Annotated in this window: 14 protein-coding genes; 3 read left to right on the forward strand and 11 right to left on the reverse strand. The window is 56.4% G+C overall.

From position 1 onward, the window contains the following. The 9 genes from phoU to ALB80_RS02810 form a co-directional block, all read right to left on the reverse strand. On the reverse strand, positions 1-702 hold the full coding sequence (gene phoU, locus ALB80_RS02770; protein WP_050602579.1) for a phosphate signaling complex protein PhoU: 702 nt from the start codon (positions 700-702) through the stop codon (positions 1-3). Between the two features lie 25 nt (positions 703-727). Beyond that, on the reverse strand, positions 728-1,525 hold the full coding sequence (gene pstB / locus ALB80_RS02775; protein WP_050602473.1) for a phosphate ABC transporter ATP-binding protein PstB: 798 nt from the start codon (positions 1,523-1,525) through the stop codon (positions 728-730). A gap of 12 nt (positions 1,526-1,537) precedes the next feature. Continuing rightward, positions 1,538-2,869, reverse strand: coding sequence for a phosphate ABC transporter permease PstA (gene pstA / locus ALB80_RS02780; RefSeq protein ID WP_050602474.1), 1,332 nt, complete (start codon positions 2,867-2,869; stop codon positions 1,538-1,540). Then, positions 2,866-4,338 (reverse strand): phosphate ABC transporter permease subunit PstC, encoded by a 1,473-nt coding sequence (gene pstC / locus ALB80_RS02785; protein ID WP_050602475.1) that lies wholly within the window; start codon positions 4,336-4,338, stop codon positions 2,866-2,868. Before pstC ends, pstA begins: the two co-directional genes overlap by 4 nt. 93 nt (positions 4,339-4,431) lie before the next feature. Then, on the reverse strand, positions 4,432-5,472 hold the full coding sequence (locus tag ALB80_RS02790; protein ID WP_050602580.1) for a substrate-binding domain-containing protein: 1,041 nt from the start codon (positions 5,470-5,472) through the stop codon (positions 4,432-4,434). A 194-nt stretch (positions 5,473-5,666) separates the two neighbouring features. Next, positions 5,667-6,713 carry an ATP-binding protein gene (locus tag ALB80_RS02795; protein WP_050602476.1) on the reverse strand — a complete coding sequence of 349 codons (1,047 nt, stop codon included), beginning with the start codon at positions 6,711-6,713 and terminating at the stop codon, positions 5,667-5,669. 28 nt (positions 6,714-6,741) lie between these two features. Continuing rightward, a complete protein-coding gene (locus tag ALB80_RS02800) occupies positions 6,742-7,266 on the reverse strand; it encodes a gamma carbonic anhydrase family protein (RefSeq protein ID WP_050602477.1) in 525 nt (174 codons plus the stop codon). Further along, positions 7,263-7,904, reverse strand: coding sequence for a guanylate kinase (gene gmk, locus ALB80_RS02805; protein WP_050602581.1), 642 nt, complete (start codon positions 7,902-7,904; stop codon positions 7,263-7,265). Before gmk ends, ALB80_RS02800 begins: the two co-directional genes overlap by 4 nt. Before the next feature lie 16 nt (positions 7,905-7,920). Next, a complete protein-coding gene (locus ALB80_RS02810; protein WP_050602478.1) occupies positions 7,921-8,811 on the reverse strand; it encodes a YicC/YloC family endoribonuclease in 891 nt (296 codons plus the stop codon). Positions 8,812-9,056: 245 nt separating this feature from the next. Between ALB80_RS02810 and ALB80_RS02815 the strand changes: the two genes are divergently transcribed. After that, a complete protein-coding gene (locus tag ALB80_RS02815; RefSeq protein WP_050602479.1) occupies positions 9,057-9,731 on the forward strand; it encodes a PAS domain-containing protein in 675 nt (224 codons plus the stop codon). 61 nt (positions 9,732-9,792) lie between these two features. Here ALB80_RS02815 and ALB80_RS02820 read toward each other — a convergent pair whose 3' ends face one another. Next, on the reverse strand, positions 9,793-11,163 hold the full coding sequence (locus ALB80_RS02820) for a class II 3-deoxy-7-phosphoheptulonate synthase (protein ID WP_050602582.1): 1,371 nt from the start codon (positions 11,161-11,163) through the stop codon (positions 9,793-9,795). A gap of 169 nt (positions 11,164-11,332) precedes the next feature. Here ALB80_RS02820 and ALB80_RS02825 point away from each other — a divergent pair, with 169 nt between their 5' ends. Continuing rightward, entirely contained in the window at positions 11,333-12,337 is a 1,005-nt protein-coding gene (locus ALB80_RS02825) for a GlxA family transcriptional regulator (protein WP_050602480.1), read from the forward strand. Here the strand turns inward: ALB80_RS02825 and ALB80_RS02830 are convergent. Beyond that, positions 12,334-13,431, reverse strand: coding sequence for a PQQ-dependent sugar dehydrogenase (locus tag ALB80_RS02830; protein WP_050602481.1), 1,098 nt, complete (start codon positions 13,429-13,431; stop codon positions 12,334-12,336). The two genes, ALB80_RS02825 and ALB80_RS02830, sit on opposite strands and share 4 nt — an antisense overlap. A 154-nt stretch (positions 13,432-13,585) precedes the next feature. Between ALB80_RS02830 and ALB80_RS02835 the strand changes: the two genes are divergently transcribed. Further along, positions 13,586-14,767: an ABC transporter substrate-binding protein gene (locus ALB80_RS02835; protein WP_050602482.1), complete on the forward strand. Its 1,182-nt coding sequence runs from the start codon at positions 13,586-13,588 to the stop codon at positions 14,765-14,767. Positions 14,768-14,844: the final 77 nt, after the last annotated feature.

Consider the following 14,844-nt stretch of genomic DNA (forward strand, 5'->3'; position numbering starts at 1 on the left):
CTACAAGGTTTGCGAGGTGGTGTCAGCCTTCGGGCGCGCCTCGGCCGGACGTTCGCCGGTGACCAGATAAACCACCTGCTCGGCAATAGAGGTCACGTGATCGCCCATGCGTTCGATGTTCTTGGCAATGAAATGCAGGTGCATACATGATGAGATGTTACGCGGGTCTTCAGCCATGTAGGTCAGGAACTCGCGAAACAGACCATTGTACATCTGGTCGACATCTTCATCGCGATTAATGACATCGGTGGCCAGCTCCGCATCACGTTGAATATAGGCATCCAACGCGTCGCGCAGCATCCGTTCGACCTCGCGCGCCATGCGGCGCAGCGCTGCGGCACTACCGTTGATCTCTCCGGCATCAACCAACACCGTAGTGCGCTTTGCGATGTTCTTGGCATAGTCTCCGATCCGCTCAAGATTGCTTGAGACTTTCAGCACAGAAAGCACCAATCTCAGATCGCTGGCTGTGGGTGCACGCAACGCGATCAAGCGGGCCGTTTCCTCGTCGATGATATCTTCCAACGCATCGATGGCTTTGTCGCCCTGCCGCACTTGCTGCGCCAATTCCGCGTCGCGGGTTTCCAGCGAGCGCGCCGCGCTCATGATAGCGGCCTCGACCAGACCGCCCATCTTCATGATATGCGCTTGGATCGCTTCGAGATCGCGGTCGAAAACGGATGCAATATGTTGTTCGGTCAAATCGGACATTTGTGAATACCTGTGTTCAGCCGATGCGGCCGGTGATGTAGCTTTCCGTGCGCGGATCTACGGGGTTGGTGAAGATCTGGCCAGTCTCTCCGAACTCGACCAGATTGCCGAGATGGAAGAAGGCGGTTTTCTGACTGACACGCGCTGCCTGTTGCATCGAGTGGGTCACGATCACTACCGAATAGTTTGCTCGCAGTTCGTCGATCAGTTCTTCAACCTGCGCGGTCGCGATCGGGTCCAATGCCGAGCACGGCTCGTCCATCAACAGAACCTCAGGTTCAGTCGCAACGGCACGGGCAATACAAAGGCGTTGCTGCTGACCACCAGAAAGGCCGGTCCCGGGTGCGTACAGGCGATCCTTAACCTCATCCCAGATGGCGCCACGACGCAGGGATTTTTCAACGATACCATCCAGATCGGCTTTGTTTTTCGCTAAACCGTGAATGCGCGGTCCATAGGCCACGTTGTCATAGATCGACTTGGGGAATGGGTTGGGCTTTTGGAACACCATGCCCACCTTGGCGCGCAACTGAACCGGGTCAACGCGCTTGTCATAGATGTCTTCGCCATCCAGCAGGATATCGCCTTCAACCCGGCAGATGTCGATCGTGTCGTTCATCCGGTTCAGGCACCGCAAAAACGTGGATTTGCCGCAGCCCGACGGGCCGATAAAGGCGGTTACGGTCTTGTCTTCGATCGCTACATCCACGTCCTTGATGGCATGGGTGTCACCGTAATAGACCTGAACCTTTTTGGCGTTGATCTTGATATCTTTGGAGTCCACGGCTCTCTCCACTCGTGTCATGTCGTTCATTGTTGCCCCCTCTTACCAGCGGCGTTCAAAGCGGCGGCGCAAGATGATTGCGATGATATTCATGGTCAGCAGGAACATCAAAAGGATGATGATGCCGCCCCAGGCTTTCTCGTAGAACCCGACATCGGCGCGCGAGGCCCAAGTGTAGATCTGCGCGGGCATGGCCGAGTTCGGCTCGGTAAAGCCTGCGAGGAAGCCATCGGGATAACCGCGGGCCACGAAACCAACCATACCGATCAGCAGCAGTGGCGCGGTTTCACCCAGAGCTTGTGCCAGACCGATGATAGTACCGGTCAGGATGCCCGGCGCGGCGAGTGGCAGTACGTGATGGAACACAGCCTGCATTTTCGACGCCCCTACCCCAAGCGCCGCATCGCGGATGGACGGTGGAACCGCCTTCAGCGAGGCGCGGGTCGAAATGATGATCGTTGGCAATGTCATGAGTGTCAGGACCAGACCACCAACCAGTGGTGCAGATTGCGGCAAGTGCATGAACTGGATGAACACGGCCAGACCCAGAATACCGAAGACGATGGATGGAACCGCAGCCAGATTCGAGATGTTCACTTCAATCAGGTCGGTAAACCTGTTTTGCGGAGCGAACTCCTCGAGGTAAATCGAGGCGGCCACGCCAATCGGCAGCGACAGGCCCAGCACCACCAGCATCATGAAGAACGAACCAACGACCGAGGCACCGATACCTGCACCGCCCGGATTGTCCACACCCGAGTCAGCGCCAGTGATGAACGGCCAGTTGAACGCTTGTTTGATGATACCGGCCTCTTCCAGAGCGTCAACCAGATCCAGGTCACTTTTCTGCAAAAAGCGGCTGTCTTGCATGGTGTCACGGGACACGCGGCCTTTGAAATACCCATCAACACGGCTGGAGGCCGCCAGATCGAAATTGACCGGCTCACCCAGTTTGTCTGGATTGTCGGCATAGTATGTCCGGATCGTGCCGCCAACCTTACCCAGAAGACGCTCGATGGCGGCTTCGTCAAAATCGACGCTGATCCCGCTTTCTGCCAGTTCCTGATTCAACTGAGCGATGAACAGATTGGAATAGGCTTTGGTTTTGAACAACGTCCCTTCGGCCTCGTCCCGCTGAGGCTCGTTCAGGGTGAAGTCTACGCTGACAACAGTACGCTGAAAGGCCGGGATACCCTGCGACAGAATCGAGGTGAACAGAACAACCAGAAAGAACAGACCGGTTGCGATTGCGGCGATGCCATACGCGCGGAAACGTTTCTCAGCTTTGGCACGTTTCTTCGTGTGCTCGTCAGCAGCTGTGAGCGAGACCCCATGGCGACCGGTTTCGGGGCTTTGCATGCTTGCGTCGGTCATTCGTACTGCTCCCGGTACTTGCGCACGATATACAGGGCAAACACGTTAAGCCCCAATGTGAGAATGAAAAGTGTCATGCCAAGTGCGAAGGCAACCAGAGCCTCGGGCGAGGCAAAGTCGGCGTCACCAGTCAACTGACTGACGATCTTGGCGGTTACGGTTGTCATGGCTTCGAACGGGTTCAGGCTCAGGCGGGCTGCGGCCCCTGCCCCAAGAACCACGATCATTGTCTCACCAATGGCGCGCGATGCAGCCAGAAGGATCGCACCCACGATACCGGGTAGTGCGGCGGGCAGAACAACCTGACGGATGGTTTCAGATTGCGTTGCGCCAAGGCCGTAAGACCCGTCGCGCATCGCCTGCGGGACCGCGTTGATAATGTCGTCAGACAGTGAGGACACGAACGGGATCAACATGATCCCCATCACCAGACCCGCCGTCATCACGGCAGTACCCGCTTTCATCCACCCCAGGCCACTGTCACCGAAGATGTCCAACAGCAGCGGGCCAACGGTCAACAGCGCGAAGAGACCGTAAACAATGGTCGGAATCCCGGCCAAGACCTCTAGCAAAGGTTTGGCAACGGACCGCAAGCGGGGTGAGGCGTATTCACTGAGATAGATCGCGGCAAACAATCCGATCGGCACTGCAACCAGCAGCGCAACTATCGAAATGTAAAGCGTACCCCACAGCAGCGGAATGATCCCAAGTTCGGACAAACCTCCGCGGCCCGAGAAGCTGGGTGCCCAGGTCATGCCAAAGAAGAATTCTGATGCCGGGTATAGCTTGAAGAATTCCCAGGTGTTGAAAATTAGGGACAGGACAATGCCGACCGTTGTCAGAATGGCAATGGATGCAGCGGCCAGAAGAAGGACACCGACCCCTTTTTCGACAACGTTGCGGGCGCGGTAATCGGCGTTGGTTTGCAACCAGCCTATCGCGGCCCCGATCAATGCGACCACCAGAACGGCAACGGACATCATGGTATAGCCGGTTGAGCTCATGGCCCGATAACTCTGAGCCGCGCGCAGAACCGGCTGAGTGATGTCTGACGTCACCACCTGCCCTGCATCCTTCAGGCGCTGGGTCACGTCGACGACGTCTACTTGCGCATCACTGGCGGCACTCTCGGTCAGATTTCCCTGAGCGACCGCGTTGTCCAGACCGAAGGCGGTGCGGCGCACCTCGGCCATAACCAGACTGCGGGAAGAGCCTTCCTTGATGGCCGATTCCGGGATCATGCCCGAGACTTGCGAGTTGACAAAGAACGGCTGTGCCAAAAGCCAGACAATCAAGAGACCAACGGCTGGGACAAGTGTCTTCAGTGTAACGTTTGCACCATAAAATGATGGCAACGAATGCAGGTTCCGACTGTCACCGCCGGCGCTTTGCAGGGCGCGCGCTCGTCCAAGAACATAGCCGACAGCTGCGATCGCAGACACGATCAGAATGAGCCAAAGTATCGGCATGACACCCCCGTTTGCTCTCGATTGCGAATAGAATAAGAGACGATGAAGGGGCGACTGAACCGTCGCCCCTGATGCATTCCACCAGCGTCAGGCTTAGCTGCCCGAACCCATGGTGACTTCGTTGGCAATGGCGTCCTGAGTTTTTGCCAGCTCGGGATCTGCAACCAGACCATAGTTTGCCAAAGGACCTGAACCGCCAGCGATTTCGTCAGCAGTGAAGAACTGAGCATATTCTTTCAGGCCTGGGATCACGCCGATATGGGCTTTCTTCACGTAGAAGAACAGCGGGCGCGAAACAGGGTACTCACCGGTCGAGATGGTTTCGGTCGACGGTGCGACACCCGACATGGTGCCCACTTTCAACTTGTCTGTGTTGTTCTCATAAAACGCCAGACCGAAAATACCGATGCCGTTCGGGTTGGTGTCGATACGTGCCAGAGTCTCGGTATAGTCACCGTCGATGTCGACCGACTTACCGTCGGTGCGAACGGCCAGACATGCATCTTCTGCATCATCTTCGCTCATACCGCCCGAAATCATGGCTTCCATTGTGCCGGTTGCTTCACAACCGATCAGCAGGACTTTTTCTTCGAACACTTCACGGGTGCCGTGCTTGGTGCCCGGAATGAAACCAGCGATTTCTACGTCAGGCAGATCCGCGTTGAATTCAGACCAGTTGTTGTAGGGGTTATCAACAACTTCGCCGTCTTTCAGAACCTTCGCACCCAGAGCGTTGAATATGTCAGAAGGTTCAAACGCGGTGAAGGCGGGACCTGTCTGTTGGCTTGCAAAAACGATGCCGTCATAGCCGATGCGGACTTCCATGATGTCAGTCACGCCATTTTCGGCACAAGCTTTGATCTCTTTTTCGCGGATCGCGCGCGATGCGTTCGCAACGTCAATGGTGTTTTCGCCAACACCTTCGCAGAAACGCTTCAGACCAGCCGACGAGCCTCCCGATTCAACAACCGGGGTCGGGAAATCCGTGTTTTCACCGAACAGTTCCGCAACGATCGAGGCATAAGGCAGAACGGTCGACGAACCGGCAACCTGAACGTTGTCACGAGCTGCAGCAGTGGTTGCCGAGACGGCAGCGATTGCCAGCGCAGATGCCGACAGTTTTACAAAGGACATTTCAGTCTCCCTGAAAAAGGTATGCTTGATCACCCCCATGATGATCCTGTGGGCACCCCTATGGGGCGTGCGTAAGCCTTTTGTGACAAGTGTGTAACGCTTTTATGACAACCTGGGTTTTTTCGCTCTTTACCCGCCGTAAAGATTTCGAGCTTTGTGAACTGGGACTTCAGAAAATTCAGGCCGACAAGGTGTCACCTTGGTAAAATCACTGTAAAAACCGAGCCTTTACCCAATTCGCTCTCAACCCTTAACCGTCCTCGATGCCGGTTGACGATATGTTTGACAATGGCAAGACCAAGCCCGGTCCCGCCCAATTGCCGGGATCTATGGCTGTCCGCGCGATAGAATCGCTCGGTCAGACGTGGCAGGTGAATCGGATCTATGCCGGGTCCCTTGTCGATGACCTGAACTCGCACAGACGGACCCCTCAGCGCTGTGTCACGTTCCGAAGACAAAACGCAAACCGAAACGATCCCGCCACTGCCGCCATATTTTATTCCGTTCTCGATCAAGTTGGTGAACACCTGACGCAGCTGATCGCTGTCGCCGGTCACCGACACTGGCCCGTCCTGAGCCTCGAGCGAAAGGGCCACACCTGCGTCCTCGGCCAGTGGGCGCACCGAGTTCAGAATGGATTGTAGTAGGCCAGTAAGCTCCAGCTGTTCACTGGGTCGAACACGTTCTTCGCTTTCGACCCGGTTGAGGGACAGCAGATCGCCGACCAATCGGTTCATCCGATTGGCTTCGTCTGTCATGATCTGAAGAAACCTGTCGCGCGCGCTCGGGTCGTCGCGCGCCGATCCGCGTAGGGTTTCGATAAAGCCCATCAACGCGGTCAGCGGAGTGCGCAACTCGTGACTGACATTCGCCACGAAATCCCTCCGCATCTGACTGGCATGTTCCAGATGGGTGATGTCCTGAAATGTGACCAGAACAGCCCCGCCAGACACGGCGCCAACTCCGTTCATGTACCGGCAATCCACCTCGAACGTTGTGTCCTGTGCACCGTCATTGGACAGGTGACGCGTCTTTTTTGCGCCTTTGGACTGTAAACTTTGCTCAATGGCTTCCAGCACCTGAGGTTGCCGCAGGATGGTGGCGAAATGGCGTCCGACGATATTCTGGCCAAGCAGAGTCTTTGCATCGGTATTGGCGGTAATGATCCGTTCCGTATGATCCACCATCAGTGCGGGCATCGGAATCGCGCGGATAAATTCGTCTATTAGGTCTGTGGACATGCTTTGTTTCTCAAGTGGTCCAGACGCCTTAGGAGACGGATTTTAAAGTTTTGCGAAAATTGCGCATGTTTTCCTGATAGTGAAGCGCGCTGAGGGTGATGCGTTGCGCCGCGGTCTCATCCAACTGGCGTACAACCTTACCCGGCGCGCCCATGACAAGCGAATTGTCAGGAATCTCTTTACCTTCAGTGATCAGGGCACCGGCCCCAATCAAGCAATTCCTCCCGATCTTTGCGCCGTTCAAAACAATCGCACCCATGCCGATCAGAGAGTTGTCGCCAATAGTGCAACCATGCAGCATCACTTTGTGCCCGATTGTGCAATTTGCGCCTATGGTCAAAGGAAAGCCCGCGTCGATATGCATGACGCAGTTTTCCTGAACGTTGCTACCTGTGCCCACGCGGATTTCTTCGTGGTCGGCGCGGATCGTGCTGCCAAACCAAACTGAGGCCCCCTGCTCCAGCACCACCATGCCGATCAGGTTGGCGTCGGGCGCGACCCATGTGTCCTCGTGAATGACCGGTGTGTGATCCCCCAAGGCATAAATGGTCATGACAGGCCCTCGAATTCATTTTGCAGTTTGCGCACATGCTGTTGCAGCTTGGGTTGTTGGATACGGCGCATTCGTTCGGCGCTGACGATGGTCTTCAGCTTTTCTTCTGTCGCCTCAAGATCGTCGTTGACCAGGACATAGTCGTAATAACCCCAATGGCTGATCTCATCCCAGCTTTTGAGCATCCGCTTGCCGATGACGTCATCGCTGTCCTGCCCGCGGGTTTCCAGACGGCGGCGCAGTTCCGAGATGGACGGTGGCAGTATAAAGATCGACAAGGCGTGTTTGCCTAGGTCCGAGTTTCTGATCTGCACCTCACCTTGCCAGTCTACATCGAACAGAACATCCTTTCCGGTGTTGATCGAATTGCGCACGGGTTCAGCGGGTGAGCCGTAGAAATTGCCGAAAACATGGGCGTGCTCCAGCATCTGCCCTTCGGCCACGTGTTGCTTGAATTCGTCTTCTGACAGGAAGAAATACTCGCGCCCATGTTCTTCACCCGGGCGCGGTGCACGGGTCGTGGCCGAAACCGAGAATTTCAGATCCGTATCCCAGGCCATCAGCCGTTTGGCCAACGTGGATTTGCCCGCCCCGGACGGAGAAGACAGGATGATTAAAAGGCCGCGGCGATCCGCCATGTCAGGTATTCCCATTCTATTCTACGTTCTGCACTTGCTCGCGCATTTGATCGATCACCGCCTTCAGCTCTAGCCCAACCGCTGTCAGATCCGAGCTTTGGGCTTTGGAACACAGCGTATTGGCCTCGCGGTTGAACTCCTGCATCAGGAAATCCAGCTTTCGGCCCACTGCTCCGTTTTGTGCCAATAAGTCACGTGCGGCTGTGACATGCGCCGTCAATCTGTCGATCTCTTCCGTGATATCGGCCTTGACCGCGATCAGGGCAAGTTCCTGTGCGACACGCTCGGGGTCTGCACCCTGAGAATTGTCCAGGACCCGCGCCAGATTCTCCCGTAGGACCTGTGCGATCTTATCCCTGCGTTGTTCTGCCAGTTCAGCCGCCTTCGCGGTCAGCGTGGCGACCTGATCCAGTTGAGTGTTCAGAACTGCTGCCAGGGCGTCGCCCTCAGTTCGACGCATGTCGAGAAACGCGTCCACAAGGACGTCGAATTCAGCGGTAAGGTGTGCAACCAGTGGACCCGGGTCATCTGAGTCCGAACCAGTATCCAGCATTCCCTTCAGCGCCAATAGATCCGACGCCCGAGATGGCGCCAGAGTTATGCCACGCGCAGACGCCATCTGCTCTGTTTGCTCAACAGCCGTCAGTGCGGCGTTCATGGCGGCCTCATTCAAGGCCAGTTCCGTGGCCGAGTCCTCGCGACTTAAACGCATCGAAAGCGTAACGTTTCCACGGTTGAGAGATTTGGACAACTTTGCCCTCAGCGCGGCCTCAAGCCCGGTCAGCCAATCCGGCACGCGCAGGCGCATATCAAGCCCCTTGCCATTGACACTGCGCAGTTCCCACGTCCAGCTATGCGGGCCGTGCTGCCCCTTTGCCGAGGCAAACCCGGTCATGGATCTGATCATACCTGCCCTTTCTTCTGGTCCTGCCGCATCACACACATGCCGCACCTAATGCCATTGGCCGGTGCAGAGCAAGTATTTGCTGAAACCGCAATTGTTTGGTGCGAGTTAACCATTCGTTAAAGAATTGCTCCAAAATTGAATTAACCCGAGTCAAACTGCCCAAAGCAATGGTTTGCAGGCTGCGGATGCTCCCAATGTGTAGCATTTTATGAAAATGGCGGCCTTTTGGCGTAAGGGTAAAGAAGATGAAAACCTTTTTCGGGATTGGTTCCGGGTCAGAATTTGGAAAGATCGTCGCAATGGATCGCTTTGACAGTGGGCGCAGCCTTTCGCCGATCCGCCAGGCCGAGGCGTATTGGACCGCATTGCTGAGCGGTGACGGCGTTCCCACGCGGTCTCAGATCGATCCGCGTGGTTTGGAAAACATCCTGCAATATACATTTATACTGGAGCGCATTGCCCCCGGGTTGGCCCGGTTTCGTCTGGCTGGCAGCCATTTGAACGCGCTTACCGGGATGGAGGTACGGGGGATGCCTTTGACAGCGTTCTTTCAGCCCGATGACCGTGGAGGCGTCATGAATGTTCTCGAGCAGGTGTTCGCCGCCCCGGCCGTTGCAGAGCTGGGCGTGATCTCGGGTGGAATACTGGGCCGTACACGAATGCAGGCCCGGATGATCTTGTTGCCACTGAAAAGTGATCTGGGCGATGTCACCCGCGTTCTGGGTGTCATGGTCGCTGACGGGGCAATCGGAAAAACGCCGCGCCGGTTTTCGATCTCGGATACACGGATCAAACCGGTGGCTGACATTCAGGTCCAAACCCCTGCGGCACCGAAACCGGCCCATGGGTTTGCGGAAAAGGAAGACGAATTCAAACGCCCTGCCAAGCATCTGCGATTGGTCGTGTCACGCGACGACTAACGGTTCCTGAAACCAAGAACAGCGGACCAATGGCCCGCTGTTCGAAACAGTTCATCGGCGCTTAGCTTACGGCGCGTTTGCTGCCATTGCGGCGCAGATTTGTCAGTTCCTCTGCGACCAGGAAGGCCAGTTCCAGCGACTGAGACGCGTTCAAGCGCGGGTCGCAGGCGGTGTGATAGCGATCAGACAGATCCTCTTCGGTCACGGCGCGTACGCCGCCGGTGCATTCCGTCACGTCCAGACCGGTCATCTCGAAATGCACGCCGCCGGGGATGGTGCCCTCAGACTGATGCACACCGAAGAAGTCACGCACCTCGCGCAGGACCGAATCGAACGGACGAGTCTTGTAACCAGTCGCCGATTTGATTGTATTGCCGTGCATCGGGTCGCAGACCCAGGTGACATTGGCGCCTTCTTCCTTCACGGCTTTGACCAGGCGCGGCAGGTGCTCCCCCGCTTTGCCGGCACCAAAGCGCGCGATCAGGGTCAGGCGACCCTCTTCGTTCTCGGGGTTCAGTTTGGACATCAGAACCTTGAGGTCTTCCGCAGTCGTTGTCGGACCACATTTCAGACCAATCGGGTTCAGAACACCGCGGCAGAATTCCACATGTGCACCGTCGGGCTGACGTGTACGGTCACCGATCCAGATCATGTGGCCAGAACCAGCCAACCAGTTGCCCGAAGTTGAATCCAGACGGGTCAGCGCCTCTTCATACTCCAGCAGCAGCCCTTCATGGCTGGTGTAGAATTCAACGGTCGAGAATTCATGCGTGGTATCCGCCGTGATTCCCGCCGCTTCCATGAAGTCGATGGTGTCCTGGATACGATCTGCAATTTCGGAGTATTTCTGTACATCCTGTTCATCGGTGAACCCGAGCGTCCAGGAATGCACCATGCTCATATCCGCGAAACCGCCGGTTGAGAATGCGCGCAGCAGGTTCAAGGTCGCTGCGGCTTGCGTGTAAGCTTGCAGCATCTTCTGAGGATTCGGAATCCGCGCTTCGGGCGTGAAGGCCAGCTCGTTGATGATGTCGCCGCGGTAGCTTGGCAGCTCCACACCATCCACCACCTCGGTCGGTGCGCTGCGTGGCTTGGCGAACTGACCTGCCATGCGGCCAACTTTCACCACCGGCACCTTGGCGCCGTAGGTCAGAACCATCGCCATTTGCAGCATCACCTTAAAGGTGTCACGGATCGCATCCGCGCTGAATTGTTCAAAGCTTTCAGCACAATCCCCGCCCTGTAGCAGGAAGGCTTCGCCGCGACCGGCGGCACCCAAATGTTGCTTGAGACGCCGCGCCTCACCGGCGAAGACCAGCGGGGGATACTGTGAAAGCCGGGCCTCGACCTTGGCCAGAGCGGCCGCGTCGGTATAATCTGGCATCTGAACCCGGGCCTTATTGCGCCAGTTCGATTTTTGCCATTCGGTCATAGCTTTGATCTCCGCTGAAGTATTCAGGTGGCTTCTATACAAAATGCTTCGCAGAGTGGCCATATCCCATTTGCGCCTCTTGACGGCGTAAACAAGCTTTGATCATGGTGATTGGCAAATCTGTCGCTGGACCCGCATGAGTTCGGCGCCGAAGTAAGGACAACCCGCCATGCAAGTTCAACGCCAGGCAGTCACCGTGGAAGGCGCTGACGCCACTCCACGCCATTATGTTTTTATTCTCTTGGAGGGATTCTCATTGCTGTCCTTCGCTTCGGCGCTGGACAGTTTGCGGATTGCCAACCGCATGGCAGACCAAGAGCTGTATTCCTGGACGCTTTCTGGCGAAGGCGGTAATACGGTGACATGCTCGGCCGGGACCGAGTTCAAGCTCGACAAAGATCTGGAAGAATTGCAGCGGGATGATGTCGTCCTGATTTGCGGCGGCGTAGACGTTCAATCAGCGACCACCAAACGCGTCCTGAACTGGGTTCGGCGCGAGGCCCGGCGCGGGCTTCGAATCGGTGGTTTGTGCACTGCAGCCTATACGCTGGCAAAGGCCGGGTTGCTTGACAACAAGAAGGCTACGATTCACTGGGAAAACTCCGACAGTTTTATCGAGGAATTCGATGAGGTCGAACTGACGAAATCGGTCTTTCAGATTGACGGCAACCGTATGACTACGGCGGGTGGTACGTCGTCGATCGACTTGATGCTGAAACTGATCGCAGATGACTATGGCGAAGATCTTGCCAATGCTGTTGCAGATCAGATGATTTATTCGTCGATACGTACTGATCAGGACACCCAACGTTTGTCGACACCCACGCGGATTGGTGTGCGACACCCAAAACTGAGCCAGGTCATCCTGATGATGGAAAAGAACATCGAAGAACCGATCTCACCTTCGATTCTGGCCAAGGATGTCGGCATGTCGACGCGCCAGTTGGAACGTCTTTTCCGTAGGTATCTCAGCCGTTCGCCGAAACGCTACTACATGGAGTTGCGACTGCACAAAGCGCGGAACCTCTTGATGCAGACGGATATGAGTGTGATCAACGTTGCGCTTGCCTGTGGCTTTGCCAGCCCTTCGCATTTCTCAAAATGCTATCGGGCGCATTACAACACCACGCCCTACCGTGAACGTGGCGCACAAAGCGGTCGTTTGTCGGTCTAACGCTGCGGGGTCATTCGATACACCGCGCCCTGCCCGACTGAAATGAACCAGATCGATCCATCCGGACTCTCTACGATGTCGCGCACGCGTTCGGTTTCCCGCCCTTTGATCTGTTCAACCTCACGAAGCGGATTGCCTGCAAGTCGGGCGATGTAGTCGAACTTCAGGGAACCGACGAAGATATCACCCGTCCATTGCGGCCAGAGTTTGCCGGAATACACCAGCAAACCCGAAGGCGCGATGGATGGGTCCCAATACAACTTGGGCTGTTCCATCCCGGCTTTGGACGTACCCTCCCCGATTTTTTGGCCGGAATAATGTGTGCCATATGAAATGACCGGCCATCCGTAATTCCGGCCTGCGCGAGGTTGATTAACCTCGTCACCGCCCCGCGCCCCATGTTCCGACACCCATAACCGCCCCCGCGTGTCCAGCGCAGCCCCTTGAGGGTTGCGGTGGCCGAAGGACCAGATTTCAGGTTTGACGTTCGATTGCCCGACAAAAGGATTGTCCGCAGGGATCGATCCATTCCGGTTGATCCGAATAACCGACCCCATCGGGGAAGATTTGTCCTGAGCACTGTCGGGTTGGCCACGGTCACCGATGGTGACAAACAGCGTCCCATCCTGTGCTTCGACGACGCGGCTGCCAAAATGCCGCCCACCGGCTCCGCCGGGTGACGCTTCGTAAATCACCTTCAAATTGGTCAGGCGCTTTCCGTCTTCCGACAACCGTGCCACGGCGACTGCAGTGCCTGCCCCCCGATTCTGCGGTTTCGAGAAGGTCAGGAAAACCTCACGGCTTTGCCTGAAGTCGCGTGGAATCGTTACATCCAGCAGACCACCCTGACCCGTGGTCGCAACTTTCGGCACGCCCTGCACTGAATTTGCGGTACCGTCTTTAACGTATAGAAGGTCGCCCTCCCGCTCTGTCACAAGGAACGTCTCATCCGGTAGAATGCCTACGGCCCAAGGCGTATCCAGTCCGCTGACCATTTCGGTCAGTTCAATGCTTCCGGCTGACGTTGGCAAGGTCTGGGCCGCAGTCGAGATAGCACTGAGGACGAAAAACAAAATCGCAGCTGCACGTAACATGTCGGCCCTTTTCGGTGATCGTCACAGAAGAATTCTATCAAAACAGTTAGTTTCGCGACCGGTAAAAACACGTTTCCGTTTGGACTTTTCTTTTTGGACCAGCTTGCCTAGGGTCGAGATCAGAACAAAGACGTTCAAAACAGGGAGTAACCGTATGAAAAAGCTGCTTACTGCAACTGCAGCAACCGCACTTCTGGCCGGTGCGGCCATGGCCGAAGACGTGAAACTGGGCATTCTGCTCGGCTTTACCGGCCCGATTGAATCGCTTGCCCCAGCGATGGGATCCGGTGCCGAATTGGCGATTGCCGAAGTTAACGAATCTGGCAAGTTCATGGATGGCGCCAGTGTATCCGGTATGCGGGCCGACACGGGCTGTATCGACAATGGTCTGTCCACGTCGAACGGCGAGCGTATGATTGCGGATGGCATTGCCGGAATCATTGGCGGAGACTGCTCGGGCGTTACTGGCGCGATTCTGCAGAACGTGGCCATTCCAAATGGCATGGTCATGATCTCGCCGTCGGCCACCTCACCGGGCCTGTCGACTATGGAAGACAACGGTCTTTTCTTCCGCACCGCCCCGTCGGATGCGCGTGAAGGTCAGGTGATGGCGGACATCCTCAAGGATCGCGGCATCGAATCGATCGCTTTGACCTACACCAACAATGACTATGGCAAGGGCCTGGCAGACGCGATCCAGTCGTCGTTCGAAGCCGCCGGTGGCGAAGTGACCATCGTGGCCGCACACGAAGACGGTAAAGCCGACTATTCTGCTGAAGTTGGCGCTCTGGCTTCCGCCGGTGGCGACATCCTGGTGGTTGCGGGCTATCTGGACCAAGGTGGTCTTGGCATCATCCAGTCTGCGCTGGACAGCGGTGCATATGACACATTCGGTCTGCCGGGTGGCATGATCGGTGACTCGTTGCCAGCAAATGTTGGTCCCGACCTGAACGGTTCCTTCGGTCAGATCGCGGGTGCAGGTGGCGAAGGCCCCGAGAAGTACTTTGCCCTGGCCGAGGCTGCGGGTTTTGATGGCTCCTCGCCCTATTCACCTGAATCTTACGACGCTGCAGCGCTGTTCATGCTCGCCATGCAGGCAGCGGGCTCGGCGAGCCCTGCCGATTATGCAGGCAAAGTTCTGGAAGTGGCCAATGCACCGGGTGAAAAGATCTATCCGGGTGAACTGGCCAAGGGTCTTGAGCTTCTGGCAAGCGGTCAGGACATCGACTATGTCGGTGCGTCCGGTGTCGAGCTTATCGGCCCCGGCGAAAGCGCGGGTTCCTATCGTGAGATCGAAGTGACCGACGGCGAGAACAAGACCGTCAATTTCCGTTGATCCAGCATAAAAAGCCATAAGAACAAGCAGCCCGGGCCTTGTGTCCGGGCTGTTTCAATGACAAAAGGCTGCACCTC

Source organism: Ruegeria sp. 6PALISEP08 (assembly GCF_001238295.1).
Classification (GTDB): Bacteria; Pseudomonadota; Alphaproteobacteria; order Rhodobacterales; family Rhodobacteraceae; genus Ruegeria.

Bases quoted from the DNA above. Each gene is read 5' to 3' on its own strand.
- ALB80_RS02795 (WP_050602476.1), bottom strand. From the start codon at position 6,713: ATGTCCACAGACCTAATAGACGAATTTATCCGCGCGATTCCGATGCCC.
- pstB (WP_050602473.1), bottom strand. From the start codon at position 1,525: ATGAACGACATGACACGAGTGGAGAGAGCCGTGGACTCCAAAGATATC.
- ALB80_RS02820 (WP_050602582.1), bottom strand. From the start codon at position 11,163: ATGACCGAATGGCAAAAATCGAACTGGCGCAATAAGGCCCGGGTTCAG.
- pstC (WP_050602475.1), bottom strand. From the start codon at position 4,338: ATGCCGATACTTTGGCTCATTCTGATCGTGTCTGCGATCGCAGCTGTC.
- ALB80_RS02825 (WP_050602480.1), top strand. From the start codon at position 11,333: ATGCAAGTTCAACGCCAGGCAGTCACCGTGGAAGGCGCTGACGCCACT.
- pstA (WP_050602474.1), bottom strand. From the start codon at position 2,869: ATGACCGACGCAAGCATGCAAAGCCCCGAAACCGGTCGCCATGGGGTC.
- ALB80_RS02810 (WP_050602478.1), bottom strand. From the start codon at position 8,811: ATGATCAGATCCATGACCGGGTTTGCCTCGGCAAAGGGGCAGCACGGC.
- ALB80_RS02790 (WP_050602580.1), bottom strand. From the start codon at position 5,472: ATGTCCTTTGTAAAACTGTCGGCATCTGCGCTGGCAATCGCTGCCGTC.
- gmk (WP_050602581.1), bottom strand. From the start codon at position 7,904: ATGGCGGATCGCCGCGGCCTTTTAATCATCCTGTCTTCTCCGTCCGGG.
- ALB80_RS02835 (WP_050602482.1), top strand. From the start codon at position 13,586: ATGAAAAAGCTGCTTACTGCAACTGCAGCAACCGCACTTCTGGCCGGT.
- ALB80_RS02830 (WP_050602481.1), bottom strand. From the start codon at position 13,431: ATGTTACGTGCAGCTGCGATTTTGTTTTTCGTCCTCAGTGCTATCTCG.
- ALB80_RS02800 (WP_050602477.1), bottom strand. From the start codon at position 7,266: ATGACCATTTATGCCTTGGGGGATCACACACCGGTCATTCACGAGGAC.
- ALB80_RS02815 (WP_050602479.1), top strand. From the start codon at position 9,057: ATGAAAACCTTTTTCGGGATTGGTTCCGGGTCAGAATTTGGAAAGATC.